The organism is Bacillus cereus group sp. MYBK14-1 (assembly GCF_051916885.1).
GTDB lineage: Bacteria > Bacillota > Bacilli > Bacillales > Bacillaceae_G > Bacillus_A > Bacillus_A cereus.
In genome coordinates this window covers 1-24,452 of sequence record NZ_JBQAHM010000019.1, presented here as the reverse complement: position 1 = coordinate 24,452, position 24,452 = coordinate 1, and the positions used below count along the sequence as shown (strand labels likewise).

Genomic DNA, 24,452 nt, shown 5'->3' with positions numbered 1-24,452 from the left:
ATCACCTTTACAGTATTTTGATTGACCATGATTTAGGTAGAATATATGGTGAGGACTGAGTATGTGCCTCATACAAAGCATTTTCTTTATTTTTTACATAAAATCCAATTCCTGAAACAGCAAATGGTTCCTCTAATAAAGCAACCCCGAGTCTCGTGTTTAATACAGGACTTTCTTTAAGTTCAATAACTTTACCAATTAATTGTTCTTCTATAAAAATCTCATCATTAACTGTAATTTGACTCTCTATTCCTGTCGTGAATCCCACAATTCTTTTATTAACTCCAGCTTCCGATTGCTGTTCTAAGGCTTCTCTTCCATAAAATTCATCTTTATAAAAATCAATAAACCATTCTAAACTGGCTTCGAAAATATTTAGTTCTTCTAAATGTTTAAATTCAAAATATGGATGTCGAATTTCTAACATTAACGTCTCTAATGTTTCCCGATCCACTTTTTTCAAGTTAATATCGTCATCTTTAAAAGAATTTATGGTTTCAATCACTATTGGTTCCAAGTATTTTTCAAACAATAATTGATAACCATACTCTGCTGTTACACCTGTTCTTGCCAATAGAATTTCTTTTCCAAATAATTGATTTAACACAAATGATTGAAATGGTAGTGATGATATTTCGAAATCTAAAAATTGTTGAGCTAATCTCCATGCATAAGGGCCTTCAAATCCAAGGAGAGAATGTGTTTGACTTATATCTATAATCTCAATGCCATTAGTCTTTTGATTTTCTAACCAAGCTAGTACAGTGTCCTTTTTATACGGTGTAGTAATAACTGTAATAGAATCCTCATTTTTAAATAGATTAATTAAATCGATTACAGTCCCATCTTCTTGTAACAATAAGGTAAAGAGTGTAGTTTCTTCTTCCATAAACATAATATCTTTCGTAACTAAACGATCTAGGAACTCTACATGGTCCTCCCCTTTTACAACAATTCTTCCTGTTGTTGATAAATCTATTACACCAATTCCGTTACGTACTGCATCATATGCTTCATTAGTTTCTTCATGTACATTAATTTGATTACTCATGATTAAGCGCCCCCAATTCTCTCTTTATCACATCTTTTATTGTCGGTAGATTACATGCATTATTTATATACAGTTGTTGCATTTTCTTTAATTTATCAATCTCCGTTTTGCTATACAGCATATTAAATATTGTTTGACTAGTTTCTTTTAAATCAAATATTTCACAAGCATGCACACATTTAAAATAATCATTTTGCTCCATCAATGGTGCTAATTCTTTATGCCATCCATTTGGAAATACAAGAAATGGATAAAGTCCATTAGGTATTATATAATTCCATTTTTCTATAATGCTTCTTAAGGTAGGATTATGGCTATCTCTTTGAGTCTTTAATTCTTCATATTCCATATGGTTTACCAGACTAATTACAGGTATTTTTCCAAATACCGCTTTTCCCATTGAGCAGGATGTAATATTATCGGTGATAAATAAATCACATGATAATATTAGTTGCTCATATTCTTCCAAATGAAGAAATGGTAGTGAAACAAATTCTATTTTTCCTCCATTTTTCATAGAAATAAATTTGGTCTCATCTGAAACCCCAATTAATTTAATACATGTATCGCTTGGAAAGTCCTGAAGATATAGGCTTAATAGTTCCTGTAATATATATTCATAACTAAACCTTGCATCATTGTACTGTTTCTTCTCCATGAGCCTCATTTTTACTAGTAGGTTGGCCCATGATGATTTTGCAATCATAATTAATTTATCTTGTTTTCTACAACCTAGTTGTGCTCTTATTTTCATTCTTATTTCTTCATCTATTTGTAAAGCCTCTTTATATAATTTGACAGAAATAATATTCTCACTATCTTGTTTATAACTATTCACTGGACATGTTCTAATTAGCTTAAATTGAGAAGGGATTTTAGGTAGTTCTATCAATGACCTTTTTTTTAAGCTATTGTAATTCGCATTTTTAAAAAGTTTATTTTCTAATAATCGATCCTCACTACCCCAAGCTAAAGAATCAATAGAGAAACAAGGTATGTGGAGGTTTAATAGATAATCAAGATCAATAATTGGAGACTCTAAAAACAAATTATGGTAATCAGCTAGAACAATAGCATCAGGCTGAAAAGAATCAATTATTTGTTTAATAACCTCTTTTTGTCTTAGCCCCTTTGTTAGTGATGTAACATTTGCTACAGATTTACTGGCATACCATAAGAATTTTTCACTTGTTAAAAAATATACTTCCCCATCCTCTTCAATTTGTTTCGCTAGACATAAGGCATTGTGCAACTCACCAATGCTAAAGTGACTAGGTGCAATAAACAATACTTTCATGTCATATTCCCCTCTAATAAAATTTGCGAAAAGTATTCACTATCAAGTAAAGTTTCTCCAACTGCAATATTAAAGCGAATATCTGTATCATAAAATTCGTTCTGATTACCATATATACCGATTTGTATACCTTTCTTTGGCCACTCGTATATAAAACATTTTGTATTTTGAGATAGTGCTAAAATAGATACATATAACCCATTAGATAATTCGAGAATTACCTTATTATCTACATAAATCTTTCTTTGTTTGTCATTTGGTAATAATGTATTTTGCTCTCCATTCTGCCAATAATACATCTTTTTAATTTTTGTTTTTCCTTTTTTCTCCCAGAATAAGTGAAAGACGCTAGTTTTTATTTTATCTTTCTGTAGGCTTTTCAATTGTATTTGTAAAACAGGTAGATCATATACAGTTGTATATTTAACTTTCCACTCATCAGATTGACAGAAAATCTGATTAATAAATTCCTTATATGTATTTTCCGTTGCTACTACTGAATAATTACTTTTATTGAGATATATTGAATTAATGCTCAAATCTTTCCTACAATCTGGAGTATAAGAGTTAGCTGTTGGTATCATTACACCGGGTAAAAAATTATAAGAACTTAATACTGAGTTTTCTTTTAAAATCTCTTTATCTTTATACATAAATTCTGTTATTTTACTACTTTGGTTTACTTTAATCTTTAAATTTAGTACATTATTTTGAACTAGATATTCTTGTTTTTTTTCGCTATATGTTAATTTATTTCTTCCTTTAAGGAAAAGATATATTTTTTTAGTTATCGCATTTCTATTTAATTCATCTTGATACGTAAGTACGGCATAATGAGCTTTTGACCAATTAACCTTTCCACTAAATTCAAAATTAAAATTGCTTATAGATTCTATGTCTTGTATAAACAATTGTTGTTCGTAAGATGTCTGAGGGAAAAACAATGTTAATTTCCCCTTTAATATGGAAGAAAATAAGTTTTTTAGACTTCCATGAATATGAAATTCCCCGTTTTCATTTATAATATGAAATTGGTCAGTCTCAATTGAGTACGGAATCTTATTAGATATGAATTTGGATGTATGACTAGTAATATCGTTATAGATTTCTTCCACTTCATCTTTGCTATCATGGGAACATAAAGTATAATAGTGCGTTTTTGTTATACATTTTTCTTTATCATTCCGTTTAAATATTACCGCTGGCATCCATCTTAATCCAAATAGGATACGCTCTATATTTCCTTTCCATATAAATCCAATATTAATATTTTGCGATTCAAACAATGTATAATTTCGCTCATACATGTTTGGATGACTAGGTAGATCAAATTGATTTACAAATTCATAGTCATGTAGTGCATATGGATACTCACCATATACCATAGGTTTAGAAACTAGCCCACTCTTTAGTGGTACCGTCATTTTCGCATCATATAACATGCACCAAGGGTATATCTTTATATACTTTCCTTTTTGTGCAAAATCTTTTATTTCAACTATCTTATCTGACAAAAAACGAATGCTTCTCTTTAATCTTGTGGCCTTATGAATGATCTCAAAACATGAATCAGATTTTATTGCCCATGACAGCTCATTTACTTTCGGTTCTTTTACTGCATTTAAAAATGGGTAATCTAAATCTGGCCATGCTTCTTTTACTAATAATTGCTGTCTTCTAAGGTCATATATATATAAACAACCAGTACTTTTACTTATTTGTACAGTTATATACATATTTTCTAGTACCAAGTGTTCTTCTGTTTCATAAACATGATTTTTCCCATGCGCATGAATCGGAATTATTGTCTTTAAGTCCCCAATACTTTTATTTTGATGACTAACAGCCGAAATTGTCATATTAGTAATACCAATTTTTTTAGGTTTCAATAAAATAGGATGTTGCTTAATTTCACCCGGCTCTAAGATACAAATTTGGTGCTTTACTAGCGGTTTGAAATCTAGTATTTTAGAGTTTCCTTGTTGAATAAGTAGTTTGTAAATTAATCTATCTAAAGTATTATTTTTTACATTAACGATAAATGCAGATTCTTTTCCATTAATTAACTTAGGATAATTAGCGACATTTACTTCTAACGGATTTGCTATGGTTACTCCAAAATGAACAGATAATTCTAGTTCTTTTGCTTTTAACTTAGTAACAAGCTCTCCCTCTATTTCCTTATTTACTGTTATAACTTCTTCCCACTCGTACTTTTTATTTGGATAAAAAGTTTTCTTTAAATCAATTAAGTAATCTTTCCCTATCTTCGATGAAATACTTGCTTCAAGAGGATTCGGAAAATGGTGTTCATATACATAACAGATGTGAATCTTCTCTCCAACGATTAAATTGTTTCCTTCTAAAATATAACTAGTGAATCGTACTTGTTCTGTTTCTACCTCAGTAATCTTTTCACTTTTTATATCGACCCAACAATTCACATCTTTTGCTCCAAGATTAATAGCATATTTTACAACTTCAATTCCATTTTTTGTTATGGCGTTACTCTGAATAGAACGTAAGGATTTCAATCCCCTAACTGTTTTCCAACCTCTAGATAACCATATATCTTGGTCACTTTTTGAAATAATCGGTTTAAATGCATCTAATAGATAACTAATAACATAAGGTAAATAGCTTCTTAAATTTAAGTAGCCATCATAGTCTATATACGACCTACTTGTTTGATATAACCCCACTCTTTTATAGAGAGCCATGGCTACTTTATCTTCCGGATTCACTTCTGTATCAATATACTTAATATCTTGTTGGATAAGATTTTTAATCGCATAAGCAAATAATTTATCTGGTATATTTCCCGAACGAAATTCTGGGTGAATTAAAAAGAATCCTGCCCAGGTTCCATCTGGAGTTGATGCTCTTTGACCTGATAAACTAGAAAATAATAAGCTGGCTATAATTTCATTTTCATATTCAGCAATTAAATATAACTGTATCTTCCGCTCTCGAAAAAATTGCTTAATATCTTGCTTATTTAAGGGATACCCATATTTAATGGGACCATATTGATATTTGTTATAAAAGTGGGCTAACTTCTCACTATCTGCCTCTGTACACTCACGAACTTGAACATCCATACCATGAATCATATTTCCTCAACTCTTTTAGAAACTTGAATACTACCAGTAGCAACTTTCTTTTTATCTACATAAGCTGTAATTTCTACTTGTGAGATTAATCCAAGAGACCTTCCAATTTGGACATGTAATTCTAGCTGGTCTCCTGGTACTACAGGTTTTAAAAATTTCATATTACGTACAGAAACTAAATAACCCACATATGAACTCGGATCTACTTTAGGTGAACATGCACCATGTGCATCTATTTTTGCTAGTTCCCCTGTAACATAAACAACAGCAGTCATTTGTGCCAAAGCTTCAATAATTAACACTCCAGGCATAATTGATTCATTTGGAAAGTGCCCTTCAAAAAAAGGTTCACTTACTGTTACATTTTTAATACCAATTCCACTCTTTCCTGGCTCAAGTTGAATAACTTTATCTAAGAAAAGGAATGGCCATTTATGCGGTAAGATATTTCGGATTTGATCTGCATTTAATATCTGTCTCACTGCACATCATCCTCCCTATTTTCTTCAATAAAATCAGCAATTTTATTAATAGAACCCAGTACTGCCATATTTTCGTCATATACCGCAACGCCAAATTCCTCTTCAATTGCCAGAAATAGCTCTAATGCATCCAAGGAGTCAACCCCTAAGCCTCTTCCGAATAATGGCTGATCATCAGTAATGAAATGCGGTTCGATTTCTAAATCTAATCTCTCAGTAATAATTTCTTTAATTCTAGTAGTTAATTGTTTTCTTTTTTCAGCAATAATTCTTGTTTCTACATACGTAAACATCTGTTTTCCCCTTTTCCTTGTTTAACTCAAAATTCGTCATTAAATCCTCTATTGTTTAGCCATTAACTAATCCACCATCCACCGTAAAAACTTTCCCGGTTATATAACTTGCATAGTTAGAGGATAAAAATGTTGTTAAATGTGCTACCTCTTTAGGATCCCCAATTCTGCCAAGCGGCACTAGCTCTAACATCCTTTTTAATGTCTGTTGATCCATTCCTTTTGTCATATCTGTTTGTATAAAACCAGGTGCAACAGCATTAACTCTAATCCCGTATTCCCCACCTTCTAATGCTAAAGTCTTAGTTAAGGAAATAACCCCACCCTTTGAGGCAGAGTAATTACATTGACCTCTTGCACCCGTTATTCCACTTGTCGACGTGATATTTACAATAGAACCTTTTTTCTGTCTCATCATTATTCTTAATGCTTGTCGGCAACAAAGAAATGTTCCTTTTAAATTTAAATCAACCACATGATCCCACTTTTCCTCGCTCATCATTGCAGCAAATCCATCATTTATAACTCCCGCATTATTTACTAAAATATCTATTCTTTTTTCCTTTGAGCGTATGTGTTGAAACAATTTATGAATAGAGGCTTCATTTGTAATATCTACATGCATAGGAAACGCTTTTCTACCTTTTTCTCCTATAGTATTTGCTATTTCATTTGCTGATTTTTGATTACTTTGAAATGTAAAGTAAACAGTTAAGCCCTGTTTGGCTAGATCCATTGTTATTGATTTACCAATGCCTCGTGATCCTCCGATAACTAATGCCACTTCGTTTCCATTAAACATAGACCCGTTCCCCCTTAAATTCTTTCTCTATTGTAGTAAGGCTTCTTTTTAAATACATCGGTGTTTCTGTAGAGGACACAGATATGTTCTGCTTAAAGGAGCGACATAACTTGGTTAAAGTATTTCCGGGACCTACTTCTATAAAGTGTCTCGTACCATTATTCAATAAAGTGTAGATAGTGTCTTGCCACATAACTGGATCTACGCATTGTCTTTCTATATCTTGTAAAATATTGATTCTATTTGTAGTTGGTTTTCCTGAACAGTTTAAAACAATTGGTATTTGAGCATTTTTGAACGAAAATAAATTTAAATACTCCTTAAACTCAAGAACCATTTCTCTCATTAAACGTGAGTGAAATGCATGACTCGTTGAGAGTATTTTAGTTTTTATACCATTTTTTTGATCTAGTACCTTTTGAAATTTAAGAATGCTCTTACTCTCACCAGAAAATACAACCTGTGTAGGGGAATTATAGGCAGCAATATCAATTTCATATTGTTTAGATTCCTCTACAACTTCAAATAATGTTTGATATGTGTTCGACACAATCCCTAACATACATCCCTCTTGCTTTACATTACTCATCAGCTGGCCACGCTTTCGTACAATAGATAAAGCATCCGAAAATTGTAAAGATCCTGCTTCTACCAGTGCAGAGAATTGTCCTAAGCTATGACCCGCTACTTTAGATGGCCTTATACCGTACAAATGTAAAATTCGTGATATCCCTGTGCTTACCGTAAGAATAGCTGGTTGTGTAACACTGGTTTCTATTAATTTTTCACTTGGCCCATATAAACATAGTTGCTTTAAATCAAATCCTAGCGTATCATTTGCTTCCTCAAATAATGGGACAAATATGTTTGGGTATTTATCTAAATACCCTTTACACATCCCTACGGATTGAGACCCTTGTCCTGGAAAAATAAATGTAATCATATGACACCCCCGCTATTTTCAAATTGAAGCTTTTCTAAAATTTCTTCTGGTAATCTACTAATTAATTGATCATTTGACCGTGTTAAAACGTGTTTTGAAAATCCCTCCGCTAACAAAACTCGGCATCTCTTACGTAATAATTTATAAACAAATTCTATATAAATTTTACTTTCATTCTTAAGATAGGTTTCTACAATTAAGTCGTCTTGAAAGCGAGCTGATTTTTTGTAGGTACATCTTATATCAATAATTGGAAAATGCAATTTTTCCTGTTTTAAATACTGGTTTATACCAGTCTTATCTAGCATTTGAAACCTACCCAGCTCAAACCAATGAAAATAATGAGAATGGTGAGCAATTCCCATAGGATCGCATTCCCCAAAACGAACATTCACCTCATTTTTTACTAAATACACTTATTTCACCTACTTTTCATAAGAGCGTCGAAATTTTTGTATTGAGATTGTTAAAAATAAAATTCCCATACCAATTAATGCAGCTGATGGAATAAGAACAGAGGAGAATTCTTTGTTATATACTAATAAATCGTTAAAGCCTCCCATTGCCCAGGCTGTAATCGTAATATGCGCTAGGTTTTGCATCCATTCAGGCTCTATATAGAGTGGCCACCAAGATCCACCTAAAGCAGACATAGTTAACACGATTAAAATTGAAATACCATTTGCTTGAGATCTTGTTTGACATATAGAGGCTAATAAAATTGCTAGACTTGAAGCTGCAAATGCAGTACATATCACTAGCAATATGATTCCTAATACACTTTTCCCTAGCCACATTCCAAATACAAAATGTCCTACACTAAAAAGGACTGCACATTGGACAATAGCTGTTATAAAGCATGAGAGCATCTTTCCAAAAATGATTGATAATGTATTAATAGGTAAAGTAAGAATTTTTCTTAACGTTCCATTCTCTCTCTCTTCTACTAATGCACCTGCAGCTGCAGCAGTACCTAAGAGTACAAACATTACGGCATATCCTGGTACATTAGATTCAAATGGAGTAGGTGTATGTTCATTATCTGATGCTAATTCTTTAAACTCCACTTTCACATTTACTTCCATTTGGGCAGAGGCTTGTTTTACAATCTCTTTAGTCATATCTCTTTGTATTTCTGACACAATTTGAGTTACAGCATTTGAAACAACACTTGGAATAATACGATCAACCTTATCTTCTATGATGATGACTTTAGCCTCTGTCCCTGAATATACATTTTGTGTAAAATCCTTAGGGATAACGATTGCCGCTTTTTTAGTTTGAACTTCCTTTTTCGCCTGTTCTTCTGTATAGGCTTTCTTTTTACCATTTAATTCATAAGTTTCTTCTAGCTCAAGAGCAGGTATTTTTTTTAACTCTTCAATAACCCTTTTAGATAGTTCTCCATTATCATTTACTACTATAGGAATCTTGAATTTTTCTGTCTTACTATCAAATACATTGGATAATGCAAAACTAGCAACTGCTATTACTATAATGGGTGTAATAAATAAATAGATTAGACCAGGAATATCCTTTAAAAGAATAAGCAGATCTTTCTTTGCTATATACCAAGCTTTCATGTTTACCAACCCCTTTCCATTTACGACCTTAAGTTTTTCCCCGTTAAATGTAAAAATACATTTTCTAAATTAGAGTTTTTAACATTAAATAAATCGATCTTCAGATTATATTTTTGAATCAATTTCATAACTTCCCTTGTAACATTAAAGCTATCTACACATTGAATGATGATTTTTTTATCTACCAATGTGCAGGACTTCACAGCTGAAATCATTTTTGTTTTATGTATAAATTCTTCTGGAATATTTGATATTACAATCTCTAAATAATTTTCCCCATATTTTTTTATTAAATTTTTTGGGGTGTCAACATCTAATATTTCACCCTTATCATAAATAGCTACACGATGGCATAACATTTCTGCCTCTTCCATATGATGAGTTGTATATATGACAGTGATTCCTAGTTCTTCTACGAGATGGCGAATACAATTAAAAATATGGTTTCTTGATTGTGGATCAATGCCCACTGTTGGTTCGTCTAAGAAAATAACTTTCGGCTTATTTAACAAACCAACCACTAAATTAATTCTTCTTTTCATACCACCTGAAAATGTATCAATTCTCTTATGTGCCCAATCCTCAAGCTGTGCGAATTGCAAAGCTTCTTTTATGCGTCTTTTTTTCCTATTTCCCTTTAATCCATACAAATCGGCATAAAAAGATAAGTTATCATATGCAGTTAAAGTCGGGTATAGCGCTAAATCTTGAGGTACTACACTCACATTTTTTTTAATCTTATTCCGTTCAGTATACAAGTCGTAGTTACATACTGTACCATATCCTTCATCTGGCAGAGTAAGAGTAGATAAAATCGATATAAGTGTTGTCTTCCCAGCTCCATTCGGTCCTAGTAATCCTATAATTTCACCTTTACGGATATCTATACTTAAATTCTTAATAACTGTATAATCTCCATATGATTTCTTAATGTTTCGAATGGAAATCATAGTATTTATATCAGTCATAATGTTTCCCCCTTCTTCTTGCTTTTATAATTTATTAGAAGTGACTCTTCTTTATCTCCATTAAAGCTTCAAGGTATTTATATCCATACTTTTCATCTGGTTCTAGATACGTGCCTTCTGCCCACTCATTCCAAGCATTAATAAATAAAAAGTCAGTGTCCTTACTATGTTGTAAAAGATACTTCTTAAACTTATCGGGATTAGCCCCTTTCATAATTAAAGCGCTTTCTTTTTTTCTCGGAGAGTTATCCCAATCTACAAAAGCCCCTTTATATATGTTTTCACGTTCTTTAATTTGACGGTTTAAGATTCTTTTCCATACAAAATCATAACTTAAGTGAAAATCTTTTTTTTCTTGATGTAGTGAATTTGTATTACCTATTAGTTTTTTTAAAGTGTACATAGGTTCAAACTCTATAGCCGCATCAAAAGGAAAATCTGATTTATCTTCAAAAATTGTTAACATTTCTACAAAGTGTATCCCTAGAAGCCCTTCAGATTGAGCCCATTCATTCCATAGACTCAACATTTTATTTAGGTTTGGTATAGAAGCTGGTCGATAAATTACAAATATCGGTTTATCTTTAATATTTAAATAGTTTTTGTTTTTAAAGAATGGCAAAAGATAATTAAAGTGTTCTTTCCAATTAGACTCATCCCCATATTCTTGTCGCATTAGTACTTCTTGGTCTTTCCCATCCCAAGATCTTGTCCAAGATTCATTTGCCCAACATAAGCAATATGGGAAATCAATTTCCTTACATTGATTTCTCAATTCTATTGGTTTTTCTAGTAATTTTTTCCCTTTGAACCAATAATGATAATAGCAAAAACCATCTAAACCATACTGTTTTGCTAAGTTCACCTGCCATTTGTGAACATCTAAATCTAACAAATTGTAATAATATGACCCTAATGGATTCCTAGGCTGATAGTGATTTAGAAAACGGGGTTTTGCTTTTTTTATATTGGTCCATTCTGTAAAACCTTTCCCCCACCATAAGTCATTTTCAGGTATTTCATGAAATTGTGGTAAGTAAAAAGCAATAGCCTTCATTATTAAGGATTTCACCCCTTTCTTGTATGCTATAACTCAATTATTAGTTAAAATCAATTTTCCAATATAAAACTTCTATTTTTTACTACGTAACTATTTAACCTGATGTTAAATGTTGTCACAAAATAAGGCAAAAAGACCCTAATTATTGTAATTTTCACACACAAAAAATAATATTTTTAGTTTTTTAAAGAAAATTATACAAAAAAACACTTTAAATACAGTTAAGTATTGTATAGTTTTATATGATAGGAGGGGTAAAATATGTCGTATTTTGGCGAAAAATTCACAAATTTATTGATAAATTTAGATGTGGCTAGCCTAATCGGAAAAATAAAACAATACCAAGGAAGATTGGAGGTCTATGAGAAGGAGTTTCCATGTACATTAGAAAAGTTGCAAAAATCTACTCAGCTTCAACATACCAAAGATTTTGTTGCAATGTATAAAAACTTAAAAATAACAAATAAAAGGTTAAAAGAATTAATTACATATGATTTGTCGCCAAAAACAATGATTGAAGATGAAATATCTTGTTACGTAGATGCGCTATCACTCATTCATAATAATTATGAAAAGCTTACTATTGATCCAAACACAATCTTAGAAATACATTTTCAACTTTTTAAATATGCTACTTCGGATAGTGGAACGTGGAGAAAACAGGACATCTTACTTGAAGAACATGAGCAACTAAATTTCTCATTTTATTGCTATCGTCCTTTAACGATTAAAGAAATCCCAGAAGCAGTAAAAAATTTATGTGAAGAATATAATTATTTATTAAATCAAAAAGATATTGATCCACTAATTTTAATTTGCAATTTTGTACTTAATTTTATATGTATTTTTCCTTTTGAATCTGGAAATGGAAGAATGGTACGTCTACTTATATCTTTATTACTATTACAAAGTAAACATTCACTAGTAAAATATATTTCACTAGATAAAATAATAAAAAAATACGAGAGAGATTATTATGATGCCCTATATAAATCTTCAGCAAATTGGCATTTTCAAGAGCACAATGTATCTTTTATATTAAAATGTCTATTACATATTATTCTAGAAGCATATAAAGAACTAGACGTACATATTACAAGTTACCAACTGAAAGGGAACAAAAGCTTTAAGATTAAAGAGTATATATTAAAACAAGAACTCCCTTTTACAAAAGAAGCGATACGGATGGTATTTTCAGATGTTTCACCTAGCACGATCAATAAAGCATTTGCATGTTTACAAGAAGAAAAATTAATTAAACTAATATCAAAAGGCCGTAATGCAGTTTGGACTAAAACAAAAATATAAATAATATCAAAAAAATATAGGGTAATTTTTTAACATTAATAATTAAAACATACATATAAATTTATTTCACATACACAATAGATAATTTTACATAATACATAAAGAGATAATTTGTCTCCACATTATTCATACAACTATTTTTGAATTTTTTCTTTCTTCTATACTTCCGAAAGTCTGATAACAGACTTTATAGGAAGTATTAAATATATAAAAACTATATATTCAGTTTTTATATCCCAACTATTAGTAATAGGAACTTAGCATTTATTCCGTTTCACCTAAAGCTTTTTAATAAAAGTAAAAGAGAAAATACATAGATTTAGCTTTAATTCTTTAAAAAATTCAATTTCACTTAAGTAAGTGCCCATTAATCTTGTCTCTAATAGCAATGGCTATAAATTCTTCAATAGAGCTATTTGTTTCATTTGTAATTTCTTTCAAGTATTTGTATTCCTTACTTGTAAGTATGACAGACTTGGTTACTGTATTACTATCCAAATACACGCTATGATTCATTCTTGGAACAATTTTCCCTTCTATTATATAAGGTGTTAACTCCTCAATCCATTCCATTTGAATTCCTGGTGGTAATGTAATTAATGATTGACGAATCTCAAAATACCAAAATGTTTCTTCTTCTAAAATCTTTATATTTCTTGGAGATACGTACTGTAATATATTATCGATTATGTGAAAAATATTGTTTCGTAATTGCGCAGATTTAGGAAAACGAAACTTAACAAACCTTTGATGATGACTTCTAGGTTTATCCGACAGTTTATAAGCGGACTCATATCCTGCTTTTAATGCCTCACTAAGTGTCATATTAGTTCCAAATTCATCAAGAACTATAATATCACCACGTTTTGGAATAGAAATAACACGTGCCAATGTATTGCCTTTTACAAACTTTTGAAATAATACTACATTATATTTCTGCGAAAATGTATATATATGATTAACTTGTTCTACTTGCTGAACAAGTTCACGAACATCCTCCTCCTTCACAAATTTTGTTTGTCGATTACGATGTTCTATTAAAAAATAAACTAACTTTCCTTCTTCTATCCATTTTTCAAGCTGGCTCATACTAATATGATACTCTTTACTTGCTTGGTATAAAGTAATCCCCTCAATTTTACGTTCTTCTTTTACTTTTTCTACTTCTTCTCTACTAAATAAAAAACTACCATCTAAACGCCACGTATCCTTATTGATTGGTGTTAGCTTTCCTTGCTTCATTAAATTATTAAAAATAAAGTGACTTATATCTAAATAATCTTTTACTTCATTTGTAGTCATAGTCATTTCATATGCGCTAATCATTCTAATTCCTCCTCACACCTCTCTGTTTACATAATAATATTATGTAAATTAAAATTTATAGTATTTACATTTTAAATAAATTATAACATATATCAATATATATATTAGATTGTAAATTTGAATAGTGTTTAATTTAATTTTCTTTTAAGATTTACTTTTATTAATGATTAAACTATATAATAAAAATACTATTTTTAAAATTAAATAATAACCATAGAAAATGGGAGATTTTCTATAGTCATTATATATTTATAGCTTTGTAAAATTTAATCTTAATATATAATTTAATTTCTAAATGATTACGTTATAATATTTATTATAAAAGAAATTTATAAAGGATTGAATAACATTGAAATTTGAAATAGATATTATTCATAGTGATACTTCTTTAAATAACATAGAGAAACAAAAACAAAATTTTACAAATCTAATTACATTATGGAATCCTGATTATATAAATGAAGCGGAATTAAAAAAGGAAAATAACGAAAGAGAAGATTCATATACATATGAAGGATTTTCAGATGAAGAAATACTTTACTACTACTTGAATCGACAAACACATTTTGACCAAGAAAAACGAATCAAGGATGCATCAAGAATTCTATATGCACGTGATTTAAGTCAGTTTTATTTCTTTATTAGACAAAGTGAGGAATTTCTACAGAAAGATGTAAAGGATTATAAATTTGGTCAAGTATGGAGAAACCTTAGGAAACGGCATATCCGTAATTATCAAAAATGGTTATCTCAAGAAGCAACCTCCTATCAGTCAAAAGATAAATACAAGCCATCTACAGTTAGTAGAAAGCTTGGTGTTATTCGTTCATATTTGAAATGGCTATATGAAATCCAATATATTCAGGATCCTCTACATGTTGAGATACTAAGTACAACTGTAAATAAACAACATAAACCTAAACGGGAGTTATCATATGAGGAAGTAAAACAATTGCTTCATTACTACAAGGATAATGAAATCAATTACGCTTTATTGTCAGTTCTAGCTACCACAGGGTTACGTGTTGCAGAAGTCGCACATGCAAAGTGGGAAGATCTTGAGTATGACGCTATACGAGGACGATATTATTTAAAGGTTGATACAAAGGGAGATAATGAGCGGATTGTTTCCATTAATAAGGAGATTTTTAATCGGATTGTCGCATTTCGAATACGGAGAAGATTACCTATAGACATTGGAAATAGAAATGGTGGAACAGTATTTCAAACTAAAAACCATACTACTTATAGAGAGAATTATTTGTCACAATATATTTCTAAAATCATTAAGGATACTCAGTTACCCTTTACAGAGAATATCGGAATTACTCCCCACTTCTTTAGACATTTTTATGTACAGTACCTATATGATTACAAAGGATTACCACCTCATGTTATCGCAGCTGCAGTAGGTCATAAAAATGATCGTACTACAAAAGAAAATTACCTGAGTCAGCGATTAACGAAAGATAATGATGCCGGTAATTTAATTTTGGAAGATGATTTTTAAATTGAACCATTCACATATAATTTATTATTAAATAAGTTCAATACTACCACTTATAGTTATGTATTTTTTACACAATTAAAGTTGCTTTATTATCTACTTGTTTTGTTTTACTCATGGAATTGGATTATTAGTTCTCCGCTAAGTTTTCTTGAAAATATGTGAAATTTCCAGAAAACTTAGCGGACACTGTTATAAAATACTTAGAAAAAACCGCACCATAATTTTTCATGAGTTAGAACTTAATTTTATTTAGAAGCGTTAACTTATTAGCTGTAAATAATATATAATCTAATTTTTTTGTTCTAATAAAGATAGTTTCTGAATGCTTGAACTTATTACCGATTTCCACTGCTCTGTTAGTATTCTTACATGTATTATTATTAATCTCAATTATATCTTCTAATGGAATACTAATTGTTGCGCTTTGCCATGTAATGGTTATTTTTTCTATTGATTTTATAATTTCTATCTCTTTCATATTTCTAGTGACTCCCTAATCTACTTGTATTTATCTATATAATAAAGTATATATTTATAATAGAAACCAGCCAATTTCATATATATTCACTCAGCCATTGTGTAAATAGGTAATTTTAGTACAAAGATTCTTAAGTCCATTTACAATCTAGGTGTATATTGCAAACTTTTTTGAGATGAATTTTGGGATAATCTAAATCATGATGTTATTATTCATAATATTAAATGCTATGAAAATAGAAATAAACTTAACCGAACTTAATTACGGACAACATATGACTTATTTTAAATATACCTATAGTGACCGCGAAAAAATTGGAGTATGGCATATGGAGATATGAAAATGAATTGAAGTGACTTTAGAATTATTTAAAACTAATAACAAATTATTTATTAATGGATAAAAAAATTATCTTACAGGAGATAATAGATAAAAGTATCTTATAATGAATAAGTCCACATTCGAAAAATATACAGGGATGGTGCAAATGAGAAATAAAACTAAATATCATACATGGATTCGAATGAAAAAACTGTTTGTTTTTTTGATAAGCTCAATAATTCTTCTATTAATAACATTATTGCCTACTCCTTTATATCTGCGAATCCTATCAGGGATTATAACAATGCCTTTTATCTATATAACGTTTATACTTTCTTATTCTACATACCAATTTGCAGCATTCGGAGGGGATTACCAAACAAAAATACATAATTTAATAGTAAAAAAAGTGAATTGGGATGGAAAAGGAAAAATATTAGATATAGGAACAGGTAGTGGATCATTGATTATTAAGCTAGCAATGGCTTTTCCTAAATCTTTTTTAACTGGACTTGATTATTGGGGGAAGAATTGGGAATACTCACAGAATCAATGTCAACGAAATGCAGAAATAGAAGGTGTGTCTGATAGGGTTAATTTTCTAAAAGCAAGTGCTGCCGAACTCCCTTTGCAGGATAATGAATTTGATATAGTTGTAAGCTGCCTAACATTTCATGAAGTGAAAGATACAAATAATAAAGTAAAAGTAATTAAGGAGGCTTTAAGAGTATTAAAACCTGGTGGTGAATTTATCTTCTTAGATTTATTTATGGATGAAAAAATATTTGGTAATACAGAAGAATTCTTAAATGACCTAGAGAAACTCAATATTTCTAAATTGAGTAGCTACAAGCTTGCTGAAGAAATAAAATTACCAAAGCTTTTATTAAACAAAAAAGTATTAGGAAATGCAATGGTTTTGAGTGGCAAAAAATAAAGGTATAGTAATTATAGACGTACTACCCACATTTTAACAAAAATATACGTTAAGCAAAATTTAAACTAAAATGAGCCTGATTTCCTACTTTAAGGAATATTTGGCTCATATTCTTTTAGTATCTTATAAAAGGTATTCTTCTTAAGTTCTAGTAATTCCTTGAACTACTCACCACTTAACGTCCTTACGGACTTTTTGAAGTGGGAGATTCCTGCGAACACCGGTGTATCCACCCATTATCTTAGCAGGCTCTACCCGCAGTCCCTTCGGTGAGAATATAAGTATCTTGTACGTTAACGCACCAAACTCCCTACTTTAGCTTGGTTTTCGCAACTTCGGTAAGCATGGGGCGATAGAACGTTGAAGATTTTACGGTTGCAACGTTTTTCTGCAACCAACCTCATATCTTCAGTTTTCGAAGAGCAATCTGTACAAGTAAATGATAACAAACATGTTGGCTTATGCCAACCGACATTCATCTCCCACCTAAAATTGGTGTTTCACACCTTCACATTTTTGAGGAAGGAGTCTTCTGTCGGAAAACGATAAATTTAACGCTCGTGATTTCTCTTTTTTTCCATTTTGGATAGGTTTCTTCTATGATAAATAGTTGCTTTTGACTTAATGTTGAAAGGTTAAGTGGATGTCGCCCTAAATGTTTTCCTTGAGCTTTGGCTACAGCAATCCCTTCCGCTTGTCGCTGATGGCTGATGAATTTTTTTACGCTCTTGATCCGCAACGTAGGATAGCAAAGATAAAAATTGATCTTCCATTAATCGGCCCATATCACCCATCTCAAGAAATTTCCGACTATCAAACAGGGTTTCATTTTCTAAAACTACGATATCAGCTTGTAATTCTCTTGTTATATACTGTCATCCTGAAATTACCTTATCATAATTGCGGTCCATACGATCTAAGGCATCTATGTAAACAATATCACCTGTACTTAATATCTTTCGTAATAATTGATATTGAGGGCGATCAGAATGTCGTCCACTTGCTTTATCGACAAAAATGCGTCGAGCTTCCACTCCTCGTTCCATCATCTTATGTAACTGACGTTGTTCATTTTGATGTTTTGTACGTACAGATATATATCCATAAATATTTGCCACGTTCTATATTCTCCTTACATTTGTTAACACAATTATACTATTTTTGTTTATGTGCTAGCACTACATCGCTATCAAGCTAAGCTCATACAAGGTAAATTATAGTAGAAGCTGTTTCTGTTTTCTAAAGGCTATGCGTAAGAAGTTGAAAGATTTGCATACGAAATAAACCCTAACGGGTTTCCTTTTTTGAATTAAGCCGCTTGATTATCAGACAGGGTAAAATTGTAAACGACACCTAATATATCAAAGACTGTTTTCTTCTCATACCGATGAGATTTTCGCCCATTTTGTTGTAGAAGATTGAACAGGCGAAGTAACACCTTTGATAGCTCTTGGGTGTCTTTCTGTATCGCACGGAAAAGAAGAAAAAAGTAATCTTTAATCATATAGATGGCCTTTATATTCACTCAGTTCTCGTTTCTTTTTTATAAGAAGTAATTGCCGCATTTGAAACATAGTAGAGGAACAGAGGAGAATGGCCATCAGTTGCCCATACAAATGGCATTCCAATCGTTCTGGTTATATCTTTTTACAATGATGGATTTGAAAGAATGACTTCCACGTTTTAAATAAAATTTCGATTTGCCAACGCAAAGAATAATACCAGTCATGTACCTGTCCCATCGGGACAATGTCTGTAGGTGTTTTTGTCATATATACCGTGATACCTTGTAAAAGCTTAGTGAGCACTGTATATGTAATCCCTTTTTTCTTTTCACGAATAGTTCGGTCACGTAAGCGTTTCTGTTTTTGCTCCTCGTTACACCTATAAACTACAATACGAGTAGGCAGTTTGTCTTTACTCCCTACATATATATCGTGTAATTCATAAACTTGGCCACGTTGTAGTTGTTTCATAATGTCTTCCAAATGAATTTGTGTATATACTGATTTCAATTGAGGAGGTTTTGTTTTAAATATGACTGTTTCGAACTCTTTTCTATATATTTTAGTTGGTAACTTAAGATGGGATAAATAATACCCCCTGCTTGTCTTGAATAGACTTAAAGTCTTTTAGACGAAAATATCCTAAGTCACGGATATATAGCTCATTCTTTCATTTTTGGGGAAATTTATATACCTTAAGTTGATGGGCATGGACATTGCCCCTTTTTTAACTAATCTAGGAGACAAGCTGATACTACAGAATAAAAAGAACATATTATAAAAATATAAAGGAGGGGATAAAGATGAGTTATTGGAAACATGAGTGTGGGCATCATAAAAAAGAAAGATATGATTGTGATGATTATAAAAAAGATAAATATGAAGAAAAAGACTATGACTATTACTACAAAAAATACTACGTGAAAAAATGCTATTGTCGTTTTGAACCTTATTACCCTCATCACAAAAAAAATTGTAAAAATAAATATAACAATTACTAAATCTATATAATTATCTAAGTTCTCAATTCTTTAGTTTTAAAAAAAGATTTCTATTTTTTAGAGATCTTTTTTTTATTTTAAACGTAAAATTTTTGATGCTTAAATGGTGCCATATTTCTTAATTGCAGAGTTTTTTGGTGATGTTCAATCAAAATAAACGTATAAAATTTAGGAAATAACAGAAGTGCCTCTAATAAGCAAAACCACAGCGATTGCTGTGGTTTTGCTTTTAACGACCAAGACTATGTTGTAAATGTTCATAGCATTATATATTTTATACTTCTATTTTAAGAATGTTTTGACCTGACCGAATAAAGGTTCAGCTTGTTTCCCCCTTAAGTTAATGGGCGTACGGCTGTACCTCTTTTTGAGAAATTTGTTCCTTAATTTCAATGAGATCTTTTGTAAAACGTGATAATCGAGTTAAATCCGTTACAATCACTGTATCTTCTGAACGAAGAAATTCCAGCATACTATTTAATTCTGACCGGTTTCGTTTTGTACCGGTTATTTTTCGAAGAAACTGCGGTCGCATCCAAATTCTTCAAGCTGTTTCTTTTGTCAATCTAAATTTTGATCAAATGCAGAAACACGCATATAACCAAACTTCATGTTTATCATCTCCTTTACAAGACATTGTACAAAAAACCTTTGAACAAGGATATTGCTATAAATAATAATGTTACGTATTTTTGTTACAACTATTCTATATTTGATAATAAAAAATATAAAATATCTATCTTGTTTATATATAGATTATGAATAGAATAATGCCTTAGTATAAGGAACTTCGTTTTCTAGTTCGTGAAAAATGGAATCATTTGTTTTCTATTCTTTACTTAGTTAGGTCTCTTTTTATAAATACCTCCTCACAAGTATTCAAATATTAGATTGAAGTATGAATATGTAACATCAATGCTGGAAATAACATTAAATATACTCTTTGTGGATTAATTAAAATATATTTTAATATCTTCTATAACTTACTTTCGGAGTTCTTATAATTTAATGTTTTATTGAATTAACTTTTATGTTAAAAAACTTTGATGATTGGAGGTTTTAAAATATGAAATATATATATATAACTACTGAACTTATAAGTGGTTTTTTTCTTCTTTTTATAATAGTTAAATTTGTTGGAAGGAAAATTATTAATCAAATTACCCCGTTTACATTTATCTCTGCTATAGTTTTAGGTGAATTATTAGGAAATGCAATTTATGACCAAAAAATTAGTATTTTTACTATTATCTACTCTATGACTTTATGGGGACTTTTGCTTTTTATCGTAGAGTATCTTGGACAAAAATTTCTGTTTTTTAGAGGAGCGTTTGAAGGAAAACCATCGGCACTTATAAAAAATGGCATAGTTGACAGAGAAGAGTTAAAGAAAAATAAAATGAATATTAATCAATTACAAAGTTTACTAAGGCAGAGTGAAACATTTTCTATTCGAGAAGTTGCATTTTGTTATTTGGAAGTCAATGGATCCATTAGTATCTTAAAAAAGACACAATACAAAAAAACTACTCGGGAGGATTTTAATATGCCTGATCAACCGGTTTATGTACCCGTAACTCTTATACGGGATGGTAAGGTCTTATGGGATGAATTAAAGGATTTAAATTTTTCTGAATCTTGGTTGAAAACTCAACTTATTTCTCAAAAAATCTCTAATTATGAAGATGTTTTTTTAGGAGAATGGTTAGAAGGAGATGGGCTTTTTATACAAAAAAATAATTAATTGCTATTTATCTTTTCACATGATTAGGTTATTTAGTAACAAGTTTATTAAATACGCTATGCTTCCTCTTTATTTCCAAAACATAGCATATTCATTAAAGTTGTATTTTTCATCCTTTAAGTAAGGTACGTTAGAACCATTTTTATTTAAGTTCTTTATGACTATGATTATTTTTATTTTTATTTTTATTTTTGTTTTTTACTTCTTGAAATATATTATTATTTTCTCCCTGTTCATTATGTACATCGTATAGAGACTGATTATATGATTGCATGATTTTGTGAAAATCTCTCACCGTTAAAGGTTTTGCCTCATCCTCCAATTCATAACCTAATTGACCATTAGGTTCAAGAGTCGCTGTTTTTACATCTGCAATTTTAGAAATCCCTTGATTACGTAAACGCATTTCTAACTGATCGACTGTTAAACGTAATTTAGTTAAATTTTCAATATTAAGTCTACCGTTTTCAATGACTACTTTAGATTTACCAGTGATAAATTTTTCAAAGGTATTAGACTTTAATTGAAAATACTCTAAAAGTATAACCGTAACCACAAATATAAAAGCACTAGCAATAGCCTTTATAGTACTTTTTTCTACGATGGGTTGAACAATAATCGTACCAATGGAAATCATGACAACAGTTTGTGCTAAAGTCATTTGAGATATGGATTTTCTTCCAGCAATTCTTAATAACAGAATTCCAGCAAGAATTAAAATTAATGATTGCCAAATAAAATTCACACGATCACCCTTTCTATATGCTACATTTTTATTTCTTAGGTTGTACTTTAATTTTTAATATATACCTAATAAATTAGAGAAAATATATTCAAATATGTTAGCTTTATTTAGTTATAAAAATAATATTGTTGTTCTCAATCAACTACGTTTTATGCTTTCCATCAATGATGAAAAGCAATAATTTATGTAATTTATTAATTTAACTTACATATTAATATGTAAAGAACAATGATATATGCTAATTACATCCCAATAGTCTTTAAACATTGTGTTAATTCATTGAAACAATGAAAGGAAGATGCAGATGAATGCTAAACTTTCAGAATACGGAAAGTATCTACAAAACATGGGTTCAATTCTTATTAAATTATCTGACGAAATAGTTTTTCTTTCTAATTCTTCTGGAGAAGATACACATCAAAAACTTGTAGCATACACTAAGAATTTTGATGAGAACTTAAAAGGGCTAAAAACAACAATACCTCCAAATATCATATTAGAAGAACATTCGATTCTAATACATGGATTAAATGAAATGTCGAACGCTTTCCAGCACATGATAAACAGTATTGATTATACAGAAAATAATTTTAATGTAGATGAGTATAATGTTAGTCTTTCTATAATAAACAAAAATAAAAATTCATTATTAAATACGGTAGAACAAATATTAAATAAAATTATTCATAGTTTATTTTAAATTGTCATAACTATTATATTTTTTAACAGAAGAGTTCTGTACCTGTTCTATGTTTTTAACCTTTTAAGTAAACCTTATAATATAAGTCTTATTTAAAAGGAGAAAGATTCATGGCTAATATGAATACCTTATGTGAACAATTTGGACAAATCTTAGGTGGGAAACATACAGTTGAAGATGGAGTTTGTTCAGTAAAAATAAAAAGGAATAATTTATATACCTCAATTATGGGAAGGAATGCGGCCCCCAATCACGTCATTGGGGCTATGTTTTCATTTGAAAGCTTAGCTGAACAGGGAAATGCTTTAAATTTAGGAGAAACTGCTTTAAGGCAAGAAGAAGTATACCCTTTTATATTTCTTTTACAACAACAAGGAATAATTATTGATTCTCTCCATAACCATTGGCTTTTTATGAATCCATTACTTATGTTTGTACATTTTAGTTCAATTGAGAACCCTCTGTCATTTGCAAAAAAGTATCTTATACTTTTCAACAAGTTATAAAATGAAGAAAATTTTTTTGATTGATAAGCATTTTTTGCTCTCTTAGTATGCTTTCTTTACTCATTCAATTTAGGCGAGATGTCCTTGTGTATTTTGAAAATATTTCAATTTAAAATAACCTATAATTGTTTGCACGTATGATGGAGAATAATTCATAATTATGGGGAGAACACCCTGTTCAGCTGCTCTTTTTTTATACCAATTTAGTAAAACCATTATTACTTATAAATACTAATTTAACAATCAAAATCTTTCTATAGATTGTATACAGTTTCATAAGGAATTGTTGAAAAATATATCCCTTCCCCTGAAATCACTATAGGGTTGTAATAACCTCCAGATATATAGTATGGTTGCATATCCAGATAAATAGGCGGCTGCATACTTTCATACATTTGTTGTTGCATTTGCAATGCTTGATGAACAGCTTGAACTGTACTGTGTGCAGCACTATGTGTTATAGCATGAACCCCAACTGCACCATGAGAATGTACTCTAATTTGCTTACTTATATTCGAATAAAGCATAATCATTCAGCCCGCTTTCATATGAATCGCTACAAAACATATTATGAAGAAAAAATTTATATTGTTAAATAAGAATTAAATTTACTAATTCGCTATCAAGTAAGGGTTTTATTTTAGAATTAATAAAATATACGTTTCTAGGTTTGTGAACTACCCGCCACTTAACGTCCTAACGGACTGTTTGAAGTGGGGGCTTCTCGGTTAGTCGTTACTTTTGGTAGCTAACGAATTCGTCCTAAGACAGCCGAGCTA

The 24,452-nt window shown here is 30.4% G+C and carries 22 protein-coding genes and 3 pseudogenes; 7 read left to right on the top strand and 18 right to left on the bottom strand.

Annotation, left to right across the window (positions count from 1 at the left end):
• Positions 1-7: 7 nt before the first annotated feature.
• From ACTFR3_RS27530 to ACTFR3_RS27480, 11 genes are read right to left on the bottom strand one after another with little or no spacing between them, the layout of a single operon-like run.
• Positions 8-1,051: an aminomethyl transferase family protein gene (locus ACTFR3_RS27530; RefSeq protein ID WP_440045019.1), complete on the bottom strand. Its 1,044-nt coding sequence runs from the start codon at positions 1,049-1,051 to the stop codon at positions 8-10.
• Positions 1,044-2,348: a DUF6365 family protein gene (locus ACTFR3_RS27525; protein ID WP_440045018.1), complete on the bottom strand. Its 1,305-nt coding sequence runs from the start codon at positions 2,346-2,348 to the stop codon at positions 1,044-1,046. The genes ACTFR3_RS27530 and ACTFR3_RS27525 overlap by 8 nt, the downstream gene beginning before the upstream one ends.
• On the bottom strand, positions 2,345-5,461 hold the full coding sequence (locus tag ACTFR3_RS27520; RefSeq protein ID WP_440045017.1) for an N-acetyltransferase family protein: 3,117 nt from the start codon (positions 5,459-5,461) through the stop codon (positions 2,345-2,347). The genes ACTFR3_RS27525 and ACTFR3_RS27520 overlap by 4 nt, the downstream gene beginning before the upstream one ends.
• On the bottom strand, positions 5,458-5,943 hold the full coding sequence (gene fabZ, locus ACTFR3_RS27515; protein ID WP_440045016.1) for a 3-hydroxyacyl-ACP dehydratase FabZ: 486 nt from the start codon (positions 5,941-5,943) through the stop codon (positions 5,458-5,460). The genes ACTFR3_RS27520 and fabZ overlap by 4 nt, the downstream gene beginning before the upstream one ends.
• Complete coding sequence (locus ACTFR3_RS27510) at positions 5,940-6,236, bottom strand: acyl carrier protein (protein WP_061660225.1); 297 nt, start codon at positions 6,234-6,236, stop codon at positions 5,940-5,942. Before ACTFR3_RS27510 ends, fabZ begins: the two co-directional genes overlap by 4 nt.
• 55 nt (positions 6,237-6,291) lie before the next feature.
• A complete protein-coding gene (gene fabG, locus ACTFR3_RS27505; protein WP_440045015.1) occupies positions 6,292-7,038 on the bottom strand; it encodes a 3-oxoacyl-[acyl-carrier-protein] reductase in 747 nt (248 codons plus the stop codon).
• A complete protein-coding gene (locus tag ACTFR3_RS27500) occupies positions 7,031-7,981 on the bottom strand; it encodes an ACP S-malonyltransferase (RefSeq protein WP_440045014.1) in 951 nt (316 codons plus the stop codon). The genes fabG and ACTFR3_RS27500 overlap by 8 nt, the downstream gene beginning before the upstream one ends.
• A complete protein-coding gene (locus tag ACTFR3_RS27495; RefSeq protein ID WP_440045013.1) occupies positions 7,978-8,397 on the bottom strand; it encodes an acyl-CoA thioesterase in 420 nt (139 codons plus the stop codon). The genes ACTFR3_RS27500 and ACTFR3_RS27495 overlap by 4 nt, the downstream gene beginning before the upstream one ends.
• 9 nt (positions 8,398-8,406) lie before the next feature.
• Positions 8,407-9,564, bottom strand: coding sequence for an ABC transporter permease (locus ACTFR3_RS27490; RefSeq protein ID WP_440045012.1), 1,158 nt, complete (start codon positions 9,562-9,564; stop codon positions 8,407-8,409).
• A gap of 20 nt (positions 9,565-9,584) precedes the next feature.
• Positions 9,585-10,532, bottom strand: coding sequence for an ABC transporter ATP-binding protein (locus tag ACTFR3_RS27485; protein WP_440045010.1), 948 nt, complete (start codon positions 10,530-10,532; stop codon positions 9,585-9,587).
• Between the two features lie 34 nt (positions 10,533-10,566).
• Positions 10,567-11,589: a glycosyltransferase WbsX family protein gene (locus ACTFR3_RS27480; protein WP_440045009.1), complete on the bottom strand. Its 1,023-nt coding sequence runs from the start codon at positions 11,587-11,589 to the stop codon at positions 10,567-10,569.
• A 264-nt stretch (positions 11,590-11,853) separates the two neighbouring features.
• Here ACTFR3_RS27480 and ACTFR3_RS27475 point away from each other — a divergent pair, with 264 nt between their 5' ends.
• Positions 11,854-12,900, top strand: coding sequence for a Fic family protein (locus ACTFR3_RS27475; protein WP_440045008.1), 1,047 nt, complete (start codon positions 11,854-11,856; stop codon positions 12,898-12,900).
• Between the two features lie 348 nt (positions 12,901-13,248).
• On the opposite strand, the gene ACTFR3_RS27470 is transcribed toward ACTFR3_RS27475, so the two are convergent.
• Entirely contained in the window at positions 13,249-14,226 is a 978-nt protein-coding gene (locus tag ACTFR3_RS27470; RefSeq protein WP_440045007.1) for a DNA-binding protein, read from the bottom strand.
• Between the two features lie 349 nt (positions 14,227-14,575).
• On the opposite strand from ACTFR3_RS27470, the gene ACTFR3_RS27465 reads away from it, so the two are divergent.
• A complete protein-coding gene (locus ACTFR3_RS27465) occupies positions 14,576-15,736 on the top strand; it encodes a tyrosine-type recombinase/integrase (protein WP_440045006.1) in 1,161 nt (386 codons plus the stop codon).
• 232 nt (positions 15,737-15,968) lie between these two features.
• On the opposite strand, the gene ACTFR3_RS27460 is transcribed toward ACTFR3_RS27465, so the two are convergent.
• The gene (locus tag ACTFR3_RS27460) at positions 15,969-16,214 is read right to left on the bottom strand and encodes a SunI/YnzG family protein (protein WP_439963135.1); all 246 of its coding nucleotides are present in this window, start codon (positions 16,212-16,214) and stop codon (positions 15,969-15,971) included.
• A 487-nt stretch (positions 16,215-16,701) separates the two neighbouring features.
• Between ACTFR3_RS27460 and ACTFR3_RS27455 the strand changes: the two genes are divergently transcribed.
• A complete protein-coding gene (locus tag ACTFR3_RS27455) occupies positions 16,702-17,472 on the top strand; it encodes a class I SAM-dependent methyltransferase (RefSeq protein ID WP_440045005.1) in 771 nt (256 codons plus the stop codon).
• Positions 17,473-17,980: 508 nt separating this feature from the next.
• Here ACTFR3_RS27455 and ACTFR3_RS27450 read toward each other — a convergent pair.
• Together ACTFR3_RS27450 and ACTFR3_RS27445 are read right to left on the bottom strand one after the other, a co-directional pair.
• Positions 17,981-18,590: pseudogene (locus ACTFR3_RS27450) on the bottom strand (recombinase family protein).
• 191 nt (positions 18,591-18,781) lie between these two features.
• A pseudogene (locus ACTFR3_RS27445) lies at positions 18,782-19,647 on the bottom strand (IS4 family transposase); the annotation flags it as partial.
• Positions 19,648-19,780: 133 nt separating this feature from the next.
• On the opposite strand from ACTFR3_RS27445, the gene ACTFR3_RS27440 reads away from it, so the two are divergent.
• Positions 19,781-19,978, top strand: a complete 198-nt coding sequence (locus ACTFR3_RS27440; protein WP_440045004.1) for a hypothetical protein — start codon at positions 19,781-19,783, stop codon at positions 19,976-19,978.
• 364 nt (positions 19,979-20,342) lie between these two features.
• Here ACTFR3_RS27440 and ACTFR3_RS27435 read toward each other — a convergent pair.
• Positions 20,343-20,590: pseudogene (locus ACTFR3_RS27435) on the bottom strand (recombinase family protein); the annotation flags it as partial.
• A 454-nt stretch (positions 20,591-21,044) separates the two neighbouring features.
• On the opposite strand from ACTFR3_RS27435, the gene ACTFR3_RS27430 reads away from it, so the two are divergent.
• Positions 21,045-21,722 carry a DUF421 domain-containing protein gene (locus tag ACTFR3_RS27430; protein WP_440045003.1) on the top strand — a complete coding sequence of 226 codons (678 nt, stop codon included), beginning with the start codon at positions 21,045-21,047 and terminating at the stop codon, positions 21,720-21,722.
• 142 nt (positions 21,723-21,864) lie between these two features.
• Here ACTFR3_RS27430 and ACTFR3_RS27425 read toward each other — a convergent pair whose 3' ends face one another.
• Positions 21,865-22,467 carry a DUF421 domain-containing protein gene (locus ACTFR3_RS27425; protein WP_440045002.1) on the bottom strand — a complete coding sequence of 201 codons (603 nt, stop codon included), beginning with the start codon at positions 22,465-22,467 and terminating at the stop codon, positions 21,865-21,867.
• Positions 22,468-22,771: 304 nt separating this feature from the next.
• On the opposite strand from ACTFR3_RS27425, the gene ACTFR3_RS27420 reads away from it, so the two are divergent.
• Both ACTFR3_RS27420 and ACTFR3_RS27415 read left to right on the top strand, forming a co-directional pair.
• On the top strand, positions 22,772-23,167 hold the full coding sequence (locus ACTFR3_RS27420) for a hypothetical protein (protein ID WP_322471625.1): 396 nt from the start codon (positions 22,772-22,774) through the stop codon (positions 23,165-23,167).
• A 110-nt stretch (positions 23,168-23,277) separates the two neighbouring features.
• A complete protein-coding gene (locus ACTFR3_RS27415) occupies positions 23,278-23,673 on the top strand; it encodes a DUF1259 domain-containing protein (RefSeq protein ID WP_409532409.1) in 396 nt (131 codons plus the stop codon).
• A gap of 254 nt (positions 23,674-23,927) precedes the next feature.
• On the opposite strand, the gene ACTFR3_RS27410 is transcribed toward ACTFR3_RS27415, so the two are convergent.
• Positions 23,928-24,200 (bottom strand): DUF3947 family protein, encoded by a 273-nt coding sequence (locus tag ACTFR3_RS27410; protein WP_142954745.1) that lies wholly within the window; start codon positions 24,198-24,200, stop codon positions 23,928-23,930.
• Between the last annotated feature and the right edge of the window lie 252 nt (positions 24,201-24,452).